19 protein-coding genes and 1 pseudogene are annotated in these 22,127 nt (G+C 60.6%); 7 read left to right on the forward strand and 13 right to left on the reverse strand.

Going from position 1 to position 22,127, the window contains the following annotated elements:
* Window positions 1-62 precede the first annotated feature (62 nt).
* Window positions 63-1,007 carry an aldo/keto reductase gene (locus AC3ZVB_RS14070; RefSeq protein ID WP_162440549.1) on the reverse strand — a complete coding sequence of 315 codons (945 nt, stop codon included), beginning with the start codon at window positions 1,005-1,007 and terminating at the stop codon, window positions 63-65.
* Window positions 994-2,280: an NTP/NDP exchange transporter gene (locus AC3ZVB_RS14075; protein ID WP_247266946.1), complete on the reverse strand. Its 1,287-nt coding sequence runs from the start codon at window positions 2,278-2,280 to the stop codon at window positions 994-996. Before AC3ZVB_RS14075 ends, AC3ZVB_RS14070 begins: the two co-directional genes overlap by 14 nt.
* Window positions 2,281-2,384: 104 nt before the next feature.
* On the opposite strand from AC3ZVB_RS14075, the gene AC3ZVB_RS14080 reads away from it, so the two are divergent.
* Entirely contained in the window at window positions 2,385-3,167 is a 783-nt protein-coding gene (locus AC3ZVB_RS14080) for an alpha/beta hydrolase (protein ID WP_490146840.1), read from the forward strand.
* 80 nt (window positions 3,168-3,247) lie between these two features.
* Here the strand turns inward: AC3ZVB_RS14080 and AC3ZVB_RS14085 are convergent, their stop codons facing one another.
* The 3 genes from AC3ZVB_RS14085 to AC3ZVB_RS14095 form a co-directional block, all read right to left on the reverse strand.
* Window positions 3,248-3,715, reverse strand: coding sequence for a cupin domain-containing protein (locus AC3ZVB_RS14085; protein ID WP_162441179.1), 468 nt, complete (start codon window positions 3,713-3,715; stop codon window positions 3,248-3,250).
* A gap of 170 nt (window positions 3,716-3,885) precedes the next feature.
* The gene (locus AC3ZVB_RS14090) at window positions 3,886-4,914 is read right to left on the reverse strand and encodes an AbrB family transcriptional regulator (RefSeq protein ID WP_490146841.1); all 1,029 of its coding nucleotides are present in this window, start codon (window positions 4,912-4,914) and stop codon (window positions 3,886-3,888) included.
* A gap of 218 nt (window positions 4,915-5,132) precedes the next feature.
* Window positions 5,133-6,149 (reverse strand): M14 family metallopeptidase, encoded by a 1,017-nt coding sequence (locus AC3ZVB_RS14095; RefSeq protein WP_490146842.1) that lies wholly within the window; start codon window positions 6,147-6,149, stop codon window positions 5,133-5,135.
* 162 nt (window positions 6,150-6,311) lie between these two features.
* On the opposite strand from AC3ZVB_RS14095, the pseudogene AC3ZVB_RS14100 reads away from it, so the two are divergent.
* Window positions 6,312-6,797, forward strand: a pseudogene (locus tag AC3ZVB_RS14100) (TetR family transcriptional regulator C-terminal domain-containing protein); the annotation flags it as partial.
* On the opposite strand, the gene AC3ZVB_RS14105 reads toward AC3ZVB_RS14100, so the two are convergent.
* The 5 genes from AC3ZVB_RS14105 to AC3ZVB_RS14125 form a co-directional block, all read right to left on the reverse strand.
* Window positions 6,753-7,760 carry a DMT family transporter gene (locus AC3ZVB_RS14105; RefSeq protein WP_162440709.1) on the reverse strand — a complete coding sequence of 336 codons (1,008 nt, stop codon included), beginning with the start codon at window positions 7,758-7,760 and terminating at the stop codon, window positions 6,753-6,755. The pseudogene AC3ZVB_RS14100 and the gene AC3ZVB_RS14105 sit on opposite strands and share 45 nt — an antisense overlap.
* Complete coding sequence (locus AC3ZVB_RS14110; protein WP_162440710.1) at window positions 7,760-8,458, reverse strand: ABC transporter permease; 699 nt, start codon at window positions 8,456-8,458, stop codon at window positions 7,760-7,762. Before AC3ZVB_RS14110 ends, AC3ZVB_RS14105 begins: the two co-directional genes overlap by 1 nt.
* A gap of 5 nt (window positions 8,459-8,463) precedes the next feature.
* Window positions 8,464-9,177, reverse strand: a complete 714-nt coding sequence (locus AC3ZVB_RS14115; RefSeq protein ID WP_162440711.1) for an ABC transporter permease — start codon at window positions 9,175-9,177, stop codon at window positions 8,464-8,466.
* Window positions 9,178-9,321: 144 nt separating this feature from the next.
* Window positions 9,322-10,104 (reverse strand): transporter substrate-binding domain-containing protein, encoded by a 783-nt coding sequence (locus tag AC3ZVB_RS14120; RefSeq protein ID WP_162440712.1) that lies wholly within the window; start codon window positions 10,102-10,104, stop codon window positions 9,322-9,324.
* A 24-nt stretch (window positions 10,105-10,128) separates the two neighbouring features.
* Window positions 10,129-12,132 (reverse strand): aminotransferase class I/II-fold pyridoxal phosphate-dependent enzyme, encoded by a 2,004-nt coding sequence (locus AC3ZVB_RS14125; RefSeq protein WP_490146843.1) that lies wholly within the window; start codon window positions 12,130-12,132, stop codon window positions 10,129-10,131.
* 18 nt (window positions 12,133-12,150) lie between these two features.
* On the opposite strand from AC3ZVB_RS14125, the gene AC3ZVB_RS14130 reads away from it, so the two are divergent.
* Entirely contained in the window at window positions 12,151-12,336 is a 186-nt protein-coding gene (locus AC3ZVB_RS14130) for a hypothetical protein (RefSeq protein WP_162440714.1), read from the forward strand.
* Between the two features lie 168 nt (window positions 12,337-12,504).
* Here AC3ZVB_RS14130 and AC3ZVB_RS14135 read toward each other — a convergent pair whose 3' ends face one another.
* The 3 genes from AC3ZVB_RS14135 to AC3ZVB_RS14145 all read right to left on the reverse strand — a co-directional run bounded on the left by AC3ZVB_RS14135 (window position 12,505) and on the right by AC3ZVB_RS14145 (window position 15,174).
* Complete coding sequence (locus AC3ZVB_RS14135; RefSeq protein WP_490146844.1) at window positions 12,505-13,137, reverse strand: Vgb family protein; 633 nt, start codon at window positions 13,135-13,137, stop codon at window positions 12,505-12,507.
* A 35-nt stretch (window positions 13,138-13,172) separates the two neighbouring features.
* Entirely contained in the window at window positions 13,173-14,393 is a 1,221-nt protein-coding gene (locus AC3ZVB_RS14140; RefSeq protein ID WP_490146845.1) for a helix-turn-helix domain-containing protein, read from the reverse strand.
* Window positions 14,394-14,673: 280 nt separating this feature from the next.
* Complete coding sequence (locus tag AC3ZVB_RS14145) at window positions 14,674-15,174, reverse strand: GNAT family N-acetyltransferase (protein WP_490146846.1); 501 nt, start codon at window positions 15,172-15,174, stop codon at window positions 14,674-14,676.
* A 339-nt stretch (window positions 15,175-15,513) separates the two neighbouring features.
* Between AC3ZVB_RS14145 and AC3ZVB_RS14150 the strand changes: the two genes are divergently transcribed.
* From AC3ZVB_RS14150 to AC3ZVB_RS14165, 4 genes are all read left to right on the forward strand, one after another.
* Window positions 15,514-16,812 carry a sialidase family protein gene (locus tag AC3ZVB_RS14150; protein ID WP_490146847.1) on the forward strand — a complete coding sequence of 433 codons (1,299 nt, stop codon included), beginning with the start codon at window positions 15,514-15,516 and terminating at the stop codon, window positions 16,810-16,812.
* Window positions 16,809-17,408: a hypothetical protein gene (locus AC3ZVB_RS14155; RefSeq protein ID WP_490146848.1), complete on the forward strand. Its 600-nt coding sequence runs from the start codon at window positions 16,809-16,811 to the stop codon at window positions 17,406-17,408. Before AC3ZVB_RS14150 ends, AC3ZVB_RS14155 begins: the two co-directional genes overlap by 4 nt.
* A gap of 52 nt (window positions 17,409-17,460) precedes the next feature.
* Window positions 17,461-19,497, forward strand: a complete 2,037-nt coding sequence (locus tag AC3ZVB_RS14160) for an LTA synthase family protein (RefSeq protein ID WP_490146849.1) — start codon at window positions 17,461-17,463, stop codon at window positions 19,495-19,497.
* 117 nt (window positions 19,498-19,614) lie between these two features.
* Entirely contained in the window at window positions 19,615-21,825 is a 2,211-nt protein-coding gene (locus AC3ZVB_RS14165) for an LTA synthase family protein (protein WP_490146850.1), read from the forward strand.
* Window positions 21,826-22,127 lie beyond the last annotated feature (302 nt).

Here is a 22,127-nt window from a genome sequence, read left to right on the forward strand (position 1 = left end):
CGGAGTGTAGGAGCTGTCGAGTGAAACGAGGCTGCGATCTTTTGATCTTCAACCTCCTCCCCCTACCCCACCAGATCAATCAACTGCTCACGCTGCGCCCCCGTCAGCATCGGCCCGAATCCCGCCCCGGCATTATCGGCCATGTAACGCGGGTTCCCGGTACCCGGTATGACGCAGGTCACCGCCGAGTGCGAGAGCAAAAACTTCAGCGCCAGCTGCGGCCAGCTATTCACCTGCACCTGTGCTGCCCACCCCGGCAGCGGTTTGCCTTTGAGTCGGGCGATCAAGCCTCCGCCGCCAAACGGTCGATTGCACATCACCGCCACACCCCGTTCGCGGCACAGCGGCAGAATGCGCTTCTCGACCCCGCGATCATCCAGCGCGTAATTGATTTGCAGGAAATCCAGCGCTTCGGCCTTGAGCACCGCCTCCACTTCGTCATACGCCGACGCCGTGTAATGGGTGATACCGATGTAGCGAATGCGCCCTTCTTCCTTCCATTGCCGCAACGTCGGCAGGTGGGTTTTCCAGTCCAGCAGATTATGAATCTGCATCAAATCGATCCGGTCGGTTTGCAGCAACCGGAACGACTGCTCCATCTGCGCGATGCCTTCTTCACGCCCGCGCGTCCAGACTTTGGTGGCCAGAAATGCCGGCGAGCGCGGTTCATGGATCGACAGCAATTCGCCGGTGGTCTGCTCGGCACGGCCATACATCGGCGAGCTGTCGATCAGCGTCCCGCCCTTCTCGAACAACGCGTTGAGCACGGCGGGCAACTGTTTGTAGGCGGGGTCTGCAGGGGCAACATCGAAACCGCGATAAGTGCCCAGCCCGACGATGGGCAGCGGCTCGGCGCTGGAAGGAATGGCTCGGGTCTGCATGTTCTTGCCTCCTGTTGCGGTCGGCGGCGAGGGTTGCGCCGTGGCGTGATCGAACGTGAGGACCGCCGAGACACCGGCAGCCAGCGTGAGTAATCGGCGACGCGTAATGCCGTCAGTGTGGTTCATCGTAATGCCCTTCCACCTGTGTGCCAGCCGCCCGCTGCTCCTGCCGCCTGGCCAGCCAGAAACATAAACCGCCCCACAATCCGGCAAACGGCACGATCACCACCGCCACCAGACCAAATCCGGCGCCCAATGCGCTCAACCCGGCGGACAGCCAGCCGCTGGCAGCATCACCGCCGCGATAGACCAGGGTTTCGATCACATTCTTGGCCTTGTACTTTTCTTCGCGGCTGACCACCGTCCACAACACTTCTCGCGCTGGCCGCACCACGGCAAATTCCACCGACCGACGCAGCCCTTGAGCCAGGGCGACGGTCGCCGGCACCGGCGCCAGGGCCATGGCGGCGAACGCCACAATCGTGGCCAGCGGCAGTGCCGCCAGTGCGCCGCCCACGCCGATCAACCGTATCAGGGGCGCCGTCAACACGAGCTGGAACAGCAAGGTCAATGCCGAGACGATCAGATCAACGATAGCGAAAAATTGCGTCCGGCTCGCTACATCAGCGTAGCTGCCAGCGACGATCCGGCCCTGTTCGAAATACAACAACGTCGCCGCACTGGTGTGCAGCAACATGAACAGCACCAGCCCCATCAGGTATCGCGAACGCAGGATCAGGGTGACGCCCGCCAGCATGCCACCGCCCAGACGCCGATCATCCAGCGACTGTTTGCCGGACTGTGAAGCAGTGCGGGCCAGCAAAGCCCGGTAGCAACGCACCGCGATTTCCAGCAGCAAGGCCGCCGCGAGCGTGAGGGCCACCGGTCCGAGACGGGTGGCCATGGTCGCGGCCAGCAACGGCCCGATGAAGGTCCCGAGTGTGCCACCGGCGGCAATGAAGCCGAACAGCCTGCGCCCTTGTTCATTGGAAAAGCGGTCGACCAACACGCTCCAGAAAATCGTCACGATGAACAGGTTGTAGATACTGATCCACACGAAGAACACACGTCCGACGGTCACCGGCGCGACGCGATTGGCGATCAGCACACCGAACACCAGCATCGACAGCGCAATCAGCCGGTAGATCAGCGGCACGAATCGTGTGGCCGGCAGCCGCGAAACCAGTGCACCGTAGAGCGGAACCATCAGCAACATGACCACAAAAGTAGCGGTGAACAGCCACTGCAACTGGTCGGCGCCCCCCTCCAGCCCCAACGCATCGCGCAGCGGCCGTACCAGGTAATAACTGGCAAGGACGCAAAAGTGAAAGGCAAAACCCAACATCAGCGCGGTTTTTTCAGCGGGCTGAACAGTGAGCCATTTAAAGGTGACGGGCATCGATCCCCTCCTCTTTGCACTGCCAGGATCGGCGCGCCTCACGACCGGTCGACTACACTCTGACGGCGATCACGCGATCGCCACCTTCAACCCCAGAGCCGTCAATGCCGCCACCTAACGTTAGCCGAATGCCGCGAGTCCTGATGTTCATTGCCGTTATCGTTGTCGCGTTGTACCTGGCGCTGTGTGTCGGGTTGTGGGTGTTTCAGCGCGCGCTGATCTACTTTCCGCAGCCTCGATCCGTCGAGACGCCGCTGTTAACGCTCTCGGACGCGGGCACGCAGGTGCTGGTTTCCCTGCGAGCGCACGACGGGCCCAATGCATTGATCTATTTCGGCGGAAATGCCGAGGACGTGTCTCGCAACATGCCCTCGTTCGCCCAGGCCTTTCCTGATCACGCCCTTTTTTTTCTCAATTACAGAGGTTACGGCGGCAGCGCCGGTTCGCCGTCGGAAGACGCCATTGCGCGTGATGCCGAGGCCTTGTTCGACAAGGTGTACGCCGAGCACCCGCACATTGCGCTGGTGGGCCGCAGCCTGGGTTCGGGCGTGGCCATACGCCTTGCAAGCCAGCGCCCGGCGGCACGCCTGGTGCTGATTACGCCGTATAACAGTCTGGAAGAAATTGCCGCGCGCCAGTTTCCGATATTCCCGGTGAAGTGGCTGTTGCGGGACCGGTTTGAATCCTGGCGCTACGCCGCGCGCATCAACATACCGACGTTGTTGATCGCAGCCGGGCAGGACGAGGTCATACCGGATTCGAGCACGCAGCGTTTATACGAGCATTTCGCCAAGGGTGTGGCGGTGTTGGAGGTGATCCCGGAGGTGGGACACAATTCGATTTCCGACAGCCCTGAGTACCTCAGGTTGCTGGGCGAGGGGCTGTAAAGCCAATGGCCTGATTCGACGGCCTTTGCCTGGCTCGACGCGCCCCCGCCCCCACCGAAATTGATCCGGATGTAGCCGTCTTACTTCACGATTTCTACCAGCGCCGGGCCTTTCTTGACGATGTAGGTCGCCAGTTCCGATCCCGTATTCGCCCCCACATTCTTCGCCACATGCGCGACCCCTGCCGGGATGTACAGCGAATCACCGGTCTTTAGCGTCACCGGTGGCTGCCCTTCCAGTTGATACTCGAACGTACCGTCCAGAACGTAGGCCACTTCAACACCTGGATGGGCGTGTTTGGGCGATACTACGCCCGGTTCAAAATCCACTCGTACCTGGATCACTTCACGTTCTGGAACGTCGAGGTCACGGTGCAGCAGATCTGTTCGGTGCAGGCCGGTCTGCCAGCTTTTCGCCGCCGGCACACTTTGGTCAACGCCGATGGGAGCCTCTTGAGCCTGGGCAAAACCGGTGAAAGCGACAAATGTTGCAGCGGCAACGGCCAGGCCAAGCGAGCCAGCGGTTTTAGGGAAGTCGAAACGGAACATTGCGGTTCTCCAGTCAGTGCAGCCAGTCAGTGCACGATAAATGCCGCGGTTGCGGTGACCTCATTCAAAGGCCGGCATGTATCGCGCACGTGTCAGGAGCGCTACGGAGTTGTATACGAAGTTGGCTGCATGGTGGATTGATACGTGCTGATACACGCAGCCATGGCGAATCAGGATCGCTCGGACATTTCCCGCCAGCGTCGCGCCTGGATAAGCAAGGCCGGCGCAAAATGCAGCAACACCATGCGCACCAGGTGATGAGAGAGAATGAACACCACATTCAGCCCGCCACTGAACGCGACGATGGTGATGGTCTCGATGGCGCCCGGCATGTACGCCAGCCATGCCGTAAGCGGGTCGCTGCCGAGGATTTTCCCGGCCAAAGCGGCGAATGCCGCAGCCACCAGCAACATCAAGACCACGCCGATCAGTCCAGCCCTGCCGTGCCGCACGAGATCCTTGAAGCTGATGTCCTGGAACTTCGAGCCGATCAACACGCCGAGCAGGACCGACGCGAAATCGACACTCCATTGCGGCATGTGGAACGTCTGCAGATAACCCACCTTGATGAACACACCGGTGAGGACGATGGCCGTCAGCATGAACGGTGCCGGGACGCCAAATCGCAACAACAGGCGACCCAACAAAAGGCACAGCACGATCAGTGACGCCAGTGTCAGTACGGTGCTCAAGACCCAAGGGCTGCTTTCAGCAGCGGTCAGGCCAGGTGTGCCGGGAATGCAGAAGCTCACCAGCACCGTGATGGACAACAGCCGGACCAGATGCACCACGATCACCTTGCTGGACGCCCGCTCGGACTCCAGCAAATCAAACACCGCAGCCAGCGCCCCCGGATAGACCGCCAGCAGCGAGTCTTTGACGTTCCAGCCAGTGACTTTGTACAACCACAACCCGGCGATGCCGACCTGAACGGCCAGGCACAGGAGTAACAGGCCAAGGCTGGGCAACAGCGACGCGACGGCCTGGTTGTCCCACGCCTGAAACATCAACCCGGTCGCAATCCCCAGGACGATTTGCACGAAGCCAAGGCTGAAGCGCAGCGTGGGAGAAAAACCCGACTGGCTGACGATGATCGCGGTTGAGAGTATCGAGCCCAGCAAGAGCCCATGGGGCACACCCACAGACTGCAGCGCAGTGCCGACCGCGATGGCCAACAGCAAACACAAAAGCGTTTTCATGAATCGTCCTTAATTCCAGCGTTGGCCTGCAATTTGGATCCAATCGATAGTCCTGCCCGCACTTTTTCCCACTGAACAACTGGCAGCGTCAAGCAAAAACACATGTAGCAGCTGCCGAGGCACGAGGCTGCGTCGGGCTGCGCAGCGGCCCCCGAGGGCGGTCCTGCGGACACGCAACGCAGCCTCGTGCCTCGGCAGCTGCTGCAAAAGAAAAGGCGTCAGTTCGGATCCAGCAATCCGCCACGCCAATGGCGCGACACCCGGCTGCCGGTGAACTTCGCCACGACCATGCCCTGGGACACCAACCGATCGCGATAGCGCGTCACCATCCGTCCCGCTTGCTCGGCCACCAACACCACCTCTGACGACGGATCCCCGGGACGCCGCAGAATCCGGGCAAAGCGCTGCCCTTCCTCGACAAAATCTCCCAAGTCCTTTTCAAAGATCAGCACCCCTGGCTGCGGTGCCAGAATGGTTTCCATCTGCCCCATTTCCATCACTTCGACAGGCCAGTCACCCAGTGTCAGCGCCTCATCGATGACCCCGTAACTGCACAACCAGGCATAGAGCCCCTCGGCATCCTGCTCGGCAAACTGGTCGCTGACATCGCCCTGCCCGCGCAGCTCCAGCGTCGCCGCCATTTGCCGCTCGCTGACGCCCTTTCGCAGCCAGGGCGCAATGATGCTTTCCTCGAAGGAACCATCACCGCCGTCGTCCCAGATGATCGCCACGTCCATTTTCATCGCAGCCGCCAGTTCACGGCCACGGGGCCAGAAACTGCGGTGCACATAGAGATACGGCAGCGCCTCGTCATCGGTGTGCAGGTCGAGCATGACATCTGCGCTGGAGGCCAGTTGCACCAGGCTTTTCTGCCATTCCTGGACATTCGTCGAGGGTGGATTCATCGCTGCGGACTGGTCGAACCCGCGGTTGAAGTTATGGCCGGTCGCGTCGTGGAATCGGCCCAGCAGACGTCCCTGACGAAACTGCCCGATACCCAGCGGATTGGCCTGCGGCACCACTGTCACCTGACTCTTGAGCCGACCTTCGGCTTCGGCCACTTGCAGGCGTTGCATCAGCAGGTGCAACACCAGCATCCCGGCGATTTCATCGGCATGCACCCCGGCTTGCAGGTGCACCTTGGGGCCGCTGCCATCGCCCTCGAAACGCCAGGCCCCCACCCGCAGCGGGTCGCCGTTGTTGCTGCGAACGTTGAACGAAATATCCTGCGCCATCCGCGTGTCCTCCCGTCATGATCGTTAAAAACCCGTGCATCGCCGCTGGTGATTGAACAGACGTTCAACTAAGCTCGCGAACGAGTAACCGCACCCAAGGACGTCCCTGTGACCACTACCGCTCCGAAAAACCGCCGCGCCGAACCTGACGAGCGCCGCGAAATGCTGGTGGCTGCCACGTTGCGTTGCCTGGTCCGTGACGGGCATGCCGGTATCTCCGTGCGCCGCATCGCCACCGAGGCCGGCGTGTCCGTTGGCTTGCTCAACCATCATTTCGGCAGCATCGATGCGTTGATCGCCGACACCTATCAGAAGCTCGCGAGCGAACTGACCACGGCCCTGCTTCAGGAAATAGAGCAGGCCGACACGCCGGCCGCGAGGATGGACGCGTTCCTGACCGGTTCATTCGCGCCACGGGTCATGGACCCCGATTTGCTCGGCGCCTGGGTGGTGTTCTGGAGCCTGATTCGCCATTCCGAACACGTCAGCCAGTCTCACGAAAAAAGCTACCGCGCCTACCTCGACTTGCTCCGCCAACTCCTGGATGACCTGGCTGCCAGCGAAGGCTTTGTGATTCACGACACTCACCTGGCCGCCATCGGCCTATCGGCGATGCTCGACGGACTCTGGATCGAGTGGTGCCTCAACCCCGAAACCTTCAGTCCCGCCAACGGGCTCCACATCTGTCGCTGCTGGATAAAGGGGTTGCGTCACGGAGCATTCAGCACCGACGACGTCCTGTGAGGCGTGGCGCCCGAAGATCATCGCCAGGGTGCCGCTGACCGCGATCAGCCCGGCGCCGATCATCAGTGACACATCCATCACCGTGCCCCAGATCAGGCTCGACAACAGGAACGCCCAGATTAGCCCGGTGTACTCGAACGGCGCCAGCAACGTCGCCGTGGCTCGCCGGAAACTCGCAAACAACAGGTACTGACCGATACCGCCGACCAGGCCCGCCGCGAGCATCCCCAGCCAGGCCGGGGTTGGCGACGGCGTGTGGGTCCAGGGCAGCGCCACGGTCATGCAGATCACAAACACCACGTTGGTGATGAGCATCTGCTCCAGCACCGACGTCTGGTCATCCACCTGCCGCAACTGGATGTAGGTAAAGGCCCAGCACATGGCCGCCAGCAGCGTCAGCACCACCGGCAACGGCTCGGCGATGTTGCTGGGGCGACAGGCGATGATCACCCCGACAAATCCGACGATCAGGGTGAACCACTGCCAGCCGTTCGCGCGCTCCTTGAGGAACACCGCCGCCAACACCGTGACCATGATCGGCGCCGAAAAATACAGCGTGGTCATCTCCGCCAGCGACAGGTCCCGGGCCGCCGTGTAATACAGCACCCAGGCGACAATCGACAGCAAACCACGCTGCACCAGCAGGCGTCGGCTCGGCGAGCGCCAGGCTTTTTGCACCAGCCGCAAACGCCCCGCCACCAGGCATACAAACACCACGAACAAGCTGCGCCAGAACAGGATGGTGACCACCGAATAATCGGCCACCAGCCACTTGATTACGGCGTCCTGCAACGCCAGGAACGCATAGCCCAAGGTGCACAGACCAATACCTTGCAACGACCGGTCGACCGTCCCTGGCGTGCTCATCACACGGACCTGCGCACTGGCGTTCCCCGACGCTCGAAGAAGGCGAATAGCGCCTCGATCAGGAACGTCAGGCAGACATACACACCAGCGACCAGCAACAGCGGCTCGTACACTTGCAGGGTTTGCGCGCGTACCACGTTGGCCGCACCCAGCAGGTCGATGATCGCGATGGTCGACGCCAGCGCCGTGGATTTGAGCAGCATCACGGTCTCCCCGGCGAGGGTCGGCAACAGCAACCGCATCGCCCGGGGCAAGCGTACCCGCAACAAAGCCTGGCGTTGGGTCATGCCGAAGGCCGACGCGGCTTCCATTTCGCCTTTGGGCACTGCCAGCAGCCCACCGCGAATGACTTCACCGACATACGCCCCCACCGACAGCACCAGCGCGAAGACGATGTACCAGTAGCCGTCACGCAGGTATGGCCAGAAGAAGCTGCCACGGATCAGCGGAAACTGGGCAAACAGGCTGCCGAGCCCGTAGTAGAAAATGTAGATCTGGATCAGCAGCGGCGTGCCACGCAACACGCTGGTGTAGAACAGGCTGGCCCTGGCGATCACTTTGTTCTTCGAGATCCGCGCCAGAGCCACCAGCACCGCCAGCACGAAACCGAACACCATGGAGATCAGCAAAATGGTGATGGTCGTTTGCAGACCCCGACCCAACAGGGCCGCGTATTCAACTATCCACGCTGGAATCATTTCATTCACTCAGCCAAAGGCATCCAGCGACGGATGCGTCGTTCAAGTCGTCCGGACAGGTAATTGGACGCCAGCGTCACCACGTAATACATCGCCGCAGCCGTGAGGTAGAACAACAGGTAGTGACGGGTCGAACCCGCGCCTTGCTTGGCGGTGTACAACAGTTCGTTGGTGCCGACCACGCTGATCAGGGCACTGTCCTTGATCAGGTTGATCCACAGGTTCGCCATCCCGGCCATCGCGTAAGGCGCCATGATCGGCAACGTGACACGGCGGAACAGCCCGAAACCGCTGAGGCCAAACGCCCTCGCCGCTTCGATCTGGCCATAGGGAATGGCCTGGATCGCCGCGCGGAAAATTTCCGAAGCGTAAGCCCCCTGAACCAGCCCCAGCACCAGGATCGCGGCCAGTGGACCACTGACGTTGACGGCGTCGTAACCCATCTTGGCCATCAGTGAATTGAGGAGCATGGAACCGACGTAGTACAGCAACAGAATCAGCAGCAACTCGGGAATCGCACGGAATAATGTGGTGTAGCCGCGCATCAGTGCCGCAATCGGTTTGGGCGCGCCCAACTTGAGGCAGGCCACCACCAGGCCGATGAACAGCCCGACGACAAATGCCCCTGCGGAGATCTGCAGGGTCATCAGCAGCCCTTTCAGTAGCGCGCCACCCCATCCTTGTTCGGTGAAATTGATCAAAGCGAACATTTCTGGCATTTCGGTCTCCAGTCACCATCTCGCCCTTGTGGGAGCGTGGCTTGCCCGCGATGCTTTTTGGCGGCCTCAACGGCCTCATCGCGGGCAAGCCCGGCTCCCACAAGGATCAGCGTTTCCCATGGGATATGCGTTTCAGCCTGGGACTCAGAAAGCAGGTTTCACGCTGGTGCCGAAGTAGTTCTGGGAGAGGTCGTCATAGTCCTTGCTCGCCAGCAGTGCGGTGATCGCCTTGTCCAGTCGGGCCTTGAGCTCGGTGTCGTCCTTGCGCAGACCGGCACCGACACCTTTGCCGAAGATCGGGTCGTAGGGCACTGTGCCGAGGAATTCGAGGTTGCTGGCGTCCGGCGTTTTGACGAACTCGGTCATGGCTGTGCCGTCCGCCATCATCAGGTCGATGCGACCGGCGATCAGGTCCGCGTTGGCCGAATCCTGGGTGTCGTAATACTTCACGTCGGCGATTTTTTCGTAGTAGGCCTTCAGGTAGCTGGCGCTGACCGTGGAGTTCTGCACGCCGATGATCTTGCCCTTCAGGTCATCCGGGTACTTGCTCACCTTAGTGCCCTTGGGGCCGACAATCGCGACAAGCGAATCGTAGTAAGCCCGGCTGAAAGCGATCTGTTTTTCGCGTTCTGCGGTCACGGACATCGAGGAGAAAATCACGTCGATCTTCTTCGCCAGCAACGATGGAATGATCCCGTCCCACGCCACTTCCTTGATCTCGCACTCGGCTTTCATTTCGGTGCAGAGCTTGTGGATCAGGTCGACTTCAAACCCTTTCCATTCACCGTTGGCCTGCTTCTCGGTGTACGGCGGATAGGGTTCAGCCGCGACCGCGAACCTGATCGGCTGAGCCTGAGCGTTGCTGATGCCGGCCAGCAGAACGCAAGCCACGCCGGTCATCCAGTTTGCCAAACGTCGATTTCCCATGATGTTTTCCCGTCTTGTTATGTATTAGCGAGTTTGATGAGCGTTGACGAATTGTCGGCAGCGCTCGCTGCGTGGGTGTACGAACACTTCGTCCGGCGAACCGGTTTCCTCGATCAGCCCTTGATGCAAAAAGGCGACTTTGGAGGAGACATCACGTGCGAAGGCCATCTCATGAGTGACCAGGATCATGGTCCGGCCTTCTTCGGCGAGGGAGCGAATCACCCGGAGCACTTCGCCGACCAGTTCCGGGTCGAGTGCCGAGGTGGGCTCATCGAACAGCATGACTTTGGGGCGCATGGCCAGGGCCCGGGCAATGGCGACGCGTTGTTGCTGCCCCCCGGAGAGAAACGCCGGGTACTCGTTGCGCTTGGCCGCAAGCCCTACACGTTCGAGCAAGGCTTCGGCGCGCTCGGTCGCCTCCGCCCGGCTTTCACGCAAGACCTGGGTCGGCGCTTCGATGAGGTTTTCCAGCACCGTGCGATGGGGCCAGAGGTTGAAGTTCTGGAACACCATGCCCAGGCTCGAGCGAATCCGCACCAGCTGCTTGGCATCGGAAACCAAAGGCGCGCCAGGGCGATTCTGGTTCAGGTGAATGCTTTCACCGTCCACCAGAATGCGTCCCTGGTCCGGTATTTCGAGCATGTTGATGCAACGCAGCAAGGTACTTTTGCCCGAGCCGCTGGCACCAATCAGGGAGATCACTTCACCTTCGCGCGCCGTCAACGAGACGCCTTTGAGCACTTCGATATTGCCGAAGCGTTTGTGCAGGCGATCGACTTCGATCATGGTCTTGCACGAGGCTGGTTCGATAGTCGCTTCGCAGGTCACGCGGGAGATCACGGGCCGAGGCGCTTCACCGTTCAGCACCAGGACAAACTTGCGAATCCGCTGGCAGGCCTGGGCCAGTCGCTCTTCGCCAAGGGTGAACGAGAGCCGTACAAAGCCCTGCGCCGGTTCACCGAACGCTGCCGCATCCAGCACCGAAACATGCGCTTCGCGCAGCAGGCGCCAGGCGAATTCGAGCGACGTCAGGCCGGTGTTGCGCACGTCTATCAGCACGAACATGCCAGCGTCGGGTTTGAGCACCGAAATGCCCGGGCAGTCCGCCAGGCTGTTCACCACCAGGTCGCGACGGCGGCGATAGATGTCACGCATGCCGTGGGTGACGTCGGCATGGGCCTGCACCGCCTTGAGTGCCGCCTCCATGACAAACCCCGGCAAGCCATAAAGCATGCTCAGCACCAGGTTTTCGACGTGGCCCACCAGGGTTTCATTGGCGACGATCCAGCCGATGCGCCAGCCGGTCATGGCGTGGGATTTCGACAGGCTGCCGATCACCACGCAACGCTCGGCCATACCCGGCAACGCCGCCAGGCTCAAGTGCTCGCGCTCGAACGCCAGGCTTTCATAGACCTCATCCACCACGACCCAGAGGTCATGGACAATGGCCAGTTCGGCAATGGCTTGCAGCTCTTCGCGGTTGAGCACCACGCCGGTGGGGTTATTGGGGTTGGAGAGGAAAATCGCCTTGGTGCGCGGGGTGATGGCTTTGGCCAACACTGCGGCGTCGAGCCGGAAACCAGAGTCCGCCGTACACGGGACGCGCACCAGTGTCGCGCCGGAAGCCTTGAGCGTGGCCTCGTAGGTGACGTACATCGGGTCGAGGGCGATCACTTCATCGCCACTCGTCAACAAGCACAGCGAGGCGGCGAACAGTGCGTTCTGCGCCCCCGCCGTCAGGATGACGTCAGGCGCTTGTACTTCGCGGTGGAGCAAGGTGGTGTAGCGGGCGGCGATGGCTTCGCGCAAGGCCAGGCGGCCGGCGATTTCGGTGTAGTGAGTGTCGCCCTCGCGCAGGGCGTGAATGGCGGCGTCGGTGATGAAATCAGGGGTGGGGAAATCCGGGTCGCCGACGCTGAGAATGATCACATCCTCGCCACGGCGCTGGGCTTCGTACGCTGCGTAATGGATATCCCAAGCGGCAACGCCGTCGCCCGTAATCCGTTCAACAAAGGGTGAAAACCGCATGCAAGTGCCTCGTTCAAAATGAAGAAACGCAAGCCCGCGCTACCAGCCGGGGAAGTGGGAACCAACATAGTCGAAGCTGAACAGTCGTTCAACAGAAAAGTCACGGTGGTTCGCGTTCAGCGCAAACAGGTCGTTTTCACGACAGTCATGCCGTTTATCGGACAGGAGGATCGGGTTGGTTTTTTGAATGAGGAAGTGCGGTGAGTGCTGTGTGGCAGGTGGCAAAGTTTTGATTTTGCAGCGTCTGTGAGGGCCTCATCGCGAGCAGGCTCACTCCTACAGGGATCTCCAGTGAATACACATTTCGTGTACAACAAGATCCCCTGTAGGAGCGAGCCTGCTCGCGATGGGGCCCTCACATTCAAGACATATCTATCGTGGCCGACGAACAACCCTCACCTTCGCACTGCCTCCGCCGCCACAGAAAAATCGCTCGCCGCCATCCGATTCAAGCCCCGATACGCCAACGCCGTCCGGCAGCCTGGCGCTCTCCAGGACTTCACCCGTCGTGGCGTCAATATGGCGCAACTCGCTTTCATCGCCCTCCCACGTCCCATGCCAAAGCTGACCTTCGACCCAGGTCACACCGGTGACGAAACGGTTCGATTCCAGGGTGCGCAAGATGGCCCCGCTCTCGGGGTCGATCCGGTGAATCTTGCGCTCACGGTACTCACCGACCCACAGCGAACCTTCAGCCCAGGTCAGGCCAGAGTCGTTGCCACCCCCCGGCGCCGGGATGGTGTTGAGCACCTGACCGGTATGCGGGTCAATCTTCTGGATGCGGTCTTCGGCGAGCTGGTACAGATGCTCACCGTCGAAGGCCGTACCGGCGTGGGCGGCGACATCAATCGAGCGCACGGTCTGGCCGTTCGCAGGGTCGAGCGCGGTGAGTTTTTCACCGACGGCAAACCAGACATGCTGACCGTCCCAGGTCACGCCGTGCACCTTGTCGACACCTGGCAACGGTCCATATTCACGGAGAATTTCAGCGGTTGAATGTTTCATGTTCGGATCCTCTTCACGGGTTGGTGACGTTCATCCTAATCACCGGGAAGTGGTGCCGGGAGTAACAAGGTCGTCGCGAAACCCGGCACCGGCGGCGTCATCCAGCGACGGGCGCGGCCATGACCGAACGACTGCACCTTGCCTGCCGCCGAGAGCTTGTCGAGCGTGCGCTGCACCGTGCGCTGATTGGCGCCAAGCGCCAGTGCCAGGGCTGAACTGGACCAGGACTCACCGTCCGCGAGGCAGGCGAACACTGACGCGTACTTCTCCTCAACGGGCGGCGCGAGCAGGACTGCCTCAGATGAAACCAGCGGCACCAGCACAAATCCGCGTTTGGTCGCGCTCACCCCGGCCAGGGGTTTGAGTGCGACACGCAGTCGTCCGATTTCAACGCGCAATCGTGCGCGAAGGGATTCATCGGCAAGCTTCAATCGGAAGGCCCGGGCAATGAGCACTTCTCTGGACACATCGCCTGGCCAGGCTTCGGCCAGTACCCGAACCAGGGAAAACAACACCGGGCGCGTGGCCAGGGACACCGACATGCCGACACCGCGCACAATCGATCGGCAGGCATCCACGACCAGCACGGTCGAACCGAGCAAGGCCTCCACTTCATCCAGCAGGATCGGCCGTTCCGCGCCCCGGGCGATCAGCAGCGCAACAGGGGTGTCGAGCACGAGCGCGGCGTTTTCCACTTCGGCTGTCAGTGCCGTAATGCCAGCCTCATGAGCCGCATTGGCAGCCCGTGTGAGCGCCGCACGCGCCTTGTCGGTTTGCAGTCGCCGGATCGCAATGCCTGCGACGACCAGTTCATGGGCAGCCCTCAACGCGGGAGGCAATGGCGCCGGGTCGAGGTCTGCGAGTAATCCCTGGGCGTCATCGAGCTGCCCGACCAGCAACAAACGCCGAATCTGCAGATACCGTGCATGGGCTGCGTTGATCCGGTCACCCTGAGCCTCCAGCACGACCCGCGCCGCTTCCAGTGCCTGGGTCGGCCACCCCAAGTCCCGGGAGGCCAGCGCGATTTCGGCTTCGGCAACCAGACAGCGCGCACGGGCCAACGCTTCCTTCGGCCCGAACGCCCGCGCGGCACGGCGCACTAACTCCCTGGCCCGAACCAGATCACCCAGCTGCGCCATCGCGATGCCCCGCAGCGCGAGCGCCGGAGCATCCTCACGCAGGGCAATCCGGTCCAGCGCACCGAGCGGATCGCCCGCGGTCAGCGCACGTGCCGCCGCCGTGATCAACGAATCCATCTGTATCGCGCCATGGTTGTCACCTCGTCGGTTCGTTCCTGGTGGTTAGTCTAGTCAGGACCGCGTGCTCCCAGTGCCAAGCCAGGGATCTTGAGTGAGTTCTTGAGTGAATGAGTTAGTGAGTTAGTGAGAAACCCGTGGCGAGCGAGCTTGCTCGCGCTTGAGTGCGCAGCACTCACAAAAATCTCCAGTTGTTCATCAGATTTTTGGGGCTGCTACGCAGCCCAGCGCGAGTAAACTCGCTCGCCACAGGGACTTGATTGTCTTCAGATTTAGCCCTTCATTCGGCGATCGGTGCCTGGGCTTTAGTGACCAACCGCAGATTGATCAACGCCACCCTTCGCCCGTCCGGCGACAAACGCTCCTCTATCCCAAACGGTTCGAACCCCAGCGTTGGGTAAAGCAACAGACCGGCCGTATTTTCGTTGAAGCACGAAAGCTCTACGTCACGAGCCCGATGCCGTTCGAACGCAATCGCGATCATCGTCTCCACCAGATACCTGGCAACCCCCTTGCCCCGGGCCTTCGGTGACACGATCACGTTGCCAATGGCACAACGACCGTCATGTTCAAACGCATAGAAATTCGCAAAACCTACGACACAGCCATCCGCCTCAACCACGGTCGAATCGCTGCGTTGAGCGATGGACGCGTGCAACTGTTCCTCCGTCAGCGGGTACTGCGCCTTGGGGAACATGAAGAACAACTCTTGCGGCGTTTGAGGAAAGCTGCAAATCGTCAGGACATCGTCAGCGCTGACCGGGCGGTGGGTTAACAGCATGATTTGGCTCCATCCAAAGGTAGGTGCCACAGATTAGGGCTTGAGGGAGCGAAACCGCCAGAGGCCGTTACCGCAGCAATGGATACGCTGCTCAAAAAAAGGGAAATATCACCACCCGTCTAAAACGATTTTCAGATTAGTCTGACAGACAACTCCGAAAGACATCGAATCGACCGCTCTAAATCAGCTATTTCAGCCCTAAATCAACGGTTTTAATCAAACATTCCCGAACTTTGCAAACAATTACTTACAAAAGGCTTGCTAGCCAAACACCGGAATCGAGACTAGTAGTGATAGGTTACCGCGCTCGATCGAACCCTGAGATGCCGAGCCGTACCTATGCGCATCAGACGCCCCCGCCTTGCCGTTTTTGTCACTTACATTGCCCTGGTTTGCCTGTTCGCAAGCGTATGGTTGACCCATCCTGCCCCCGTGCATTCTTCTTTCGCCTTGATGAGCCCGACGATGGCCGTGGCCAACAAAGTCGCCAAGCCCATCTACACCAGCCGTTTCGCCTCCTCCGGGCTGCTGGACTTCGTGCATTCCTCCGCCGTCACCGCCTTGCCGGATGGCAGCCTGATGTCCGTCTGGTTCGCCGGCACCCGCGAAGGCGCTGCTGACGTGCAGGTACGCTCCGCCGTTTTCAACGCAACAACCGGCGAATGGGGCGCGGAACGGGTATTGGCGACCCGGGATTCGACCCAGCAGGGCACCCGGAAATACATCCGCAAACTGGGTAACCCGGTCGTCGCACTCGCACCGGACAACCGCCTGTGGCTGTTCTATGTGTCGGTATCGATGGGTGGATGGGCCGGCAGCGCAGTGAACGTGATGGTATCGGACGACTTCGGTGAAAACTGGTCCGCACCGCGTCAGCTGATCACCTCGCCCTTCCTGAACATCAGCACCCTGGTTCGCTCGGCACCGGTCTTCCATGCCGACGGATCCATCGGCCTGCCGGTTTATCACGAGTTTCTGGGCAAGTTCGCCGAGTACCTGTACCTGAGTCCCGACGGCAACGTGATCGATAAATACCGCATCAGTCGCGGCAACAACTCGCTGCAGCCGACGGTGGTGCCGCTGGACGGGCAGCGCGGCATTGCCTTGTTGCGTTATGCCGGCGAAACGCACCATCGTGTATTGGCGACCCGCACCGAAGATGCCGGGCAAACCTGGAGTGAGCCCTACCCGCTCGACCCGTCGAATCCGAACTCCTCGCTGGCCGCCGTTGCAACCCCCGAACATGGTTTGCTGGTGGCGCTCAATGACCTTCAGGAAGGACGTTTCAAGCTGAGCCTCTACGGCACCGATGCGAAAATGAACGATTGGCGCTCGGTGCGGGACCTGGATAAATCACCTGACCCGCTGGGCAATCCGTTTTCCCCTCAAGCCTATAAGGAAATTATCGGCCACGAGTTCCGCGACTCCAGCGGCGCACTTCGCCAGCCCCTTGAAGCACAGTTCCTAAGCAACCTCGATACCCGTGTGTGCACCAGTCGAGGGTGTGAATTCGAATATGAATACCCCTACTTCATCCGCAGTCCCGACGGCATGTATCACCTGGTTTATTCCTGGAACAACACCTTCATCAAGCATGTCACCTTCAACGATGCATGGCTGTCCGAGCGTCTCAAATGATCAACCTTTGGCAGGCCCATCTCAGCTTCGCAATGATCGTCTTCCTGCTGTTGCCGGGTTTCGGGCTGAGCAGACTCTGGCGAGCCGTCCTGTTGGCCGCCTTGCTGGCCATCAGTTTCATACCGCTGGACGGGCTGACACTGGCCGCCTACCTGCGCAGCCACATTGACGATCTGGCAATCACGACCCTGGTGTTCATGGCCTGGGGCTGCTTGCGTCGCCTCGACATCCTGCCCCCGGCGCAGCACGGTCAAATCAGCGTATTGATCATTTTCGCCGCCATGGCGTTGTTGCTGTACCCGGCGACCCTGGGGCTCAGCTATCTGGACCCTTACCGGTTTGGCTACAGCCCGCGCATTTTGCTGACGTTCATCGCCTTGCTGACCCTGGGCCTGTTTTACCTGCGCCACGGCCTGGCGGTTGCGATGCTGGCCGGTGCGACCCTGGCTTTCATGTTCGGGATCAAACCTTCGCACAATTACTGGGACTATCTGGTCGATCCGCTATTGGGCTTGTATTGCTGTGGCGCCCTGCTGGTCCTGACCGTGCGCGCGGCGTGTCGCTGGCTGATCCGGCAGCGCGGTCCAGCTCGCTGACATCAGCGAATCCGTTTCAGATTCAACAATTTTTTTGACAGGGGAAACAAGGATGGGATGGTTGCAATCGAGACGCTTGCACTATTGGCTGGGCGCGACCGCGATTGCGTTTGTGTTGTTTGCACTGCTTCGGGTGATGTTCTTTTTCGGTTTTTCCGGTTTTGATGCCAGCGCCCTGAGTGGCGAAAAAGCCGTCCTGGAAACCCTGGGTATCGGCTTTCGTTTCGACCTGCGACTGGCGATTCTGGTGATGCTGCCACTGGCGTTGCTGGCCTGGATCCCACGCTGGAACCTGACCACCAGCCGCCTGCTGCGCGTGATTGCGCGGGTGTATCTGGTGGTCGCCCTGAGCCTCCTGCTGCTGATCTACATCATCGACTTTGGCCATTACGCGTACCTGGGCGTGAGGATCAATGCCACGGTACTGCGCTTCATCGACGATGCGCAGATATCCCGCGACATGGTCTGGCAGACCTACCCGGTGATCTGGATTTCCCTGGGCTGGCTGACCACCGTGGTGCTCGTCACCCTGGCCCTGGTGCGCCTGGAACGGGTCACCCTGGATCGTCCGCGCAAGCCTATACGTAAGCTTTCCGCGACATTGGGTGGCGCCGTGATGGTAGTGCTGGTGCTGCTGGGCATTCTGGGCCGTGTGGAAAACATGAACCTGGAAAACCCGGTGCCCTTGCGCTGGAGCGATGCGTTCTTCTCGGGCAACAACCAGGTCGCTGCCCTGGGCCTGAACCCGGTGATCTTCCTCTATGACACGGTCAAGGTCGGTCAGTCGCGCTACGACGAAGCGCAGGTGCGCGAACACTACGCGGTGATGTCCAACTACCTGGGCGTCGATCAGCCGGACCCGCAAGCCCTGAATTTTGTCCGTCACCAGGCGCCGCAACCTTACAAGGTTCCCGGCTCGCGACCACCCAACGTCATGTTTGTCATGCTCGAGTCCCTCGGCACAAGCGCCGTCGGAGCCTATGGCAACCCGATCAACCCGACCCCGAACATCGATCGCCTGGCCACCCAGAGCTGGTTCTTCGAGCACTTCTACGTGCCCGTGACCGGCACCGCAAAAACCGTCTGGGCGAGCATCTCGGGCGTGCCTGACGTCACCCGCCAGGAAACCGCGACGCGCAATCCGCTGATTACTCAGCAGAACACCCTGATCAACGCCTTCACCGATTACGAGAAGATCTACACCATTGGCGGCAACTCCGGCTGGGCCAATATGAACGCGCTGATCAAGCAAAGCATCGATGGGGTGCGCCTGTTCGAAGAGCGCGACTGGAAATCGCCGGTGGTGGATGTCTGGGGGATTTCAGACCTGGACCTGTTCAAGGAAACCGATCAAATCCTGCAGGCGCTGCCCAAGGACAAACCATTCTTTGCGTATGTGCAGACCGCGGGCAACCATCGTCCCTTCACCAATCCCAAGACCAACGATGGTTTTGAGGTGAAGCATCCGACCCTTGCCGAAGTGCAGGCCGCGGGTTCGCGCAGTGTCGAGCAATACAACGCGGTGCGCCTGCTGGACTTCAACATCGGGCGCCTGATGGAAATCGCCAAAGCCGGCGGCTATTACGAAAACACCATTTTCGTGCTGTTTGGCGACCACAACACCCGAATCGCCCAGATCCCTTTCCTGGCACCGGCTTACGAGCAATTGGGCCTGGAAAGCAATGCGGTACCGATGATCATCCACGCACCGGGCCTGATCGGCACTCGTGCGGTCAAGGAAGCCGTGGGGCTGGTGGACCTGCTGCCCACCGTCGCGGGTATGGCGGGGATGGAATTCCGTAACAGCGGCATGGGTCGGGATATCCAGCAACCCGCCCCCGAAGGCGAACGCGTGGTGCCACTGGTGCTGCGCGAAGGTACGTTCCCGCTGATTGCCGGCGTTACCCAACACTTCATGGTGCAGATGGAACACGACGGCAGCTCGCCGACCCTGCATGACCTGGCCTCGATGACACCGCTGGACGACGTCGCCGGGCAGAACCCTGAAGAGTTCAAGCGCCTGGTGCAACTGACCCGTGGCATGCATGAAACGTCTCGGTTGATGCTGTACCAGAACGTACGAAAGTAACGCCTGATCAAGTGCCGGACACTTAAGTGTGACCTGATATATCCGGGCCAGCGTGCCCGGCACTTGATACCATCCAGCACACTTGTGTGACGATTTAGTGGCTGGAAGAAAAATTTTGTGAACATCATCCGTCTCGGGTTGCAAAAACCCTACGCACGCCTCATCGCCCTCATCGGCCTGGCTCTCATCGTGCCGTTGTGCCTGCGTGCAGCGCTGGGCTGGTCAAACCCACACGGCTACCTCTCCGACGCAGGCATCGGCGCGCTTCTCGTCGTGCTGCTGTACCGTCGCCCCTGGTGGCTGGCGCTGGCGGTATTGCTTCCCTGGGGTTTCCTCACAGTGGCCAGCGCAGAGCTGGTCAGCGCCGTCGGCAGGCTGCCGAACGTTTCGGACGTGCACTACCTGATCGACCCGCAGTTTCTGGAAAACTCCACGGGCGGTGGTTTTGCCCAACCGTGGCTGGCCGCTACGTTATTGATCGGGCTGTTCGTGTGGCTGCTCACACACTGGTTTGCCCCCTCCACCCCCTCTCCGTCCCTGCCCCGCCATGCCTGGACCGCCCCGCTGCTGCTGTTGATCGCTCACTGGGGCGCACAGCATTTGCAACCCACCGACGCCGACCAATGGCGCGTGTTCAACCTGCCGCATCAGCTGCTGACGGCGGGTGTGGGCAGCGTTCAAATCAACGTCGAAGAATGGCTCGAGGGCGATGTGGTCGATGTGCCGCCGCAAATGGCGGGGCTGACCCAGTTGGACTTGTCCGGGGACAGTCTATTGGCGGGGCCGGGACGCGCGCGCAACGTGTTGATTATTGCCCTCGAAGGCATTCCCGGCGCCTATGTCGGGGTCAATCGCCAGGCCTTGCATAGCAGCTATCAGGAAAACCTGATGCCGCACCTCAGCCGCTGGGCCGAGCGTGGCATGAACACCCCGGATTACGTGCTGCACAGCCACCAGACCATCCGCGGCCTGTACGCCATGCTGTGCGGTGATTACGACAAACTCGACAACGGCACCCCCAAGGGCGTCGAGATGCTGACCCAAAGCGAGCGCAACCAGGCGTGCCTGCCGGCGCAGCTGCGCAAAAACGGTTTCGCCACCCATTATCTGCAAGGCGCCGGCCTGCGCTTCATGGCCAAAGACAAGATCATGCCGCACATCGGCTTCAACACGACGCTGGGTCTTGAATGGTTCACCAATGCCTCGTACCTGGATTTCCCGTGGGGCAAGGATGACAAGGCCTTCTTCGAAGGTGCGCTGGATTACGTCGGCCAGCTCAAGAAGCAGAAAAAGCCGTGGATGCTGACGCTGTTGACCGTCGGCACCCACCAGCCTTATTCCGCGCCTGAAGACTATCTGGAACGCTACGACACGCCCAAGCAAGCGGCGGTCGGCTACCTGGATGATGCCCTCGATCAATTCCTCAACGGCCTGGAACGCCAGGGCGTCCTCAAAGACACCCTGGTGGTGATCACCTCCGACGAGTCCCACGGCATCGACGGCGTCCGCCTTGCCTCATCCTGGGGTTTCAACCTGACCCTGGCACCCGAGCAGGCACAGTTGCCGCAGGTCAAAACCGGCGTATACGGGCATGTGGACTTGAGCACGTCGATACTCGACTACTTCGCCCTCCCCGTCCCTTCAGCCCTGAGCGGCCGTTCGCTGTTTCGCAACTACGACACGGGCCGCGAGATCATGTCGTACACCAACGGCAACCTGCGTTATCACGACGGCCAGGGCACGTTCACCGAGTGTGACTTTCAACAGCGCTGCCGGTATTACGCCAGCGAAGGATTCATCGCCGAGCGCGCCAAATTCCTCGGCCAATACGGCGGCCAGCGTGCCAGGCAGATCACCGCAAGAGCCACGGCACTGGATCGCACACTGATGCAGACCCCCTTGAACCAGCGTTACCAGTTTGGAAGCCCGGATGTCATTCCTCTGCAGGCGCAGATCAAGGACGATTGGGCAGACAACCTGATCGGCGCCCAATACCTGGAAATGCCCAAAGGCTCGCACACACGAGTGCGCCTGACCGTGCGTTCGGTCGATTTACAAGAGAACGCGTACATCCTGCTCAAGACCAAAGAGTTCGAACAGGACGTGCAGGTTGGAATGCCAGCAGAAATGCTGGTCACGGCGGATCAACCCCTGGAAATGGACTTCAGCTTCGACAACCCCGAGTCGCGCAAGGCGTTCTCCTTCCACCTTCTGGGATATGGCACCGGGGCAATCGAGGTCAGCGACTTCAGCGTCATCACTGAGTTGCCGGGACAAGAAGAACCGGTTGGCGAAACGCTTGATGACGATACTGCTGAATCGAGTTGAATCGTTGAGAGGGGTGATTTTGGCTCCTGGATTAATTGGGGTGCATCTGCCAGAAATGAGCGACTGTCAGGCCGCCATCGCTGGCAGGCCAGCTCCCACCATTTGATTTGGGTACATCTGAAAAGAAAATGGTCGGCTGTCAGACCGTCATCGCTGGCAAGCCAGCTCCCACAGGAGAACGCGTACGCTTCGAAAGTCAGGTCGGCTGTCAGGCCGCCTCGCTTTGGCTTTTGATCTGCTTTTGATCTTCTTGCCCCCTCGGCAGGCCGAGCGCAGGTTCTGCGCAGTGGGCAACCCGGCAT

The organism is Pseudomonas sp. MDV22-iso1 (assembly GCF_058145095.1).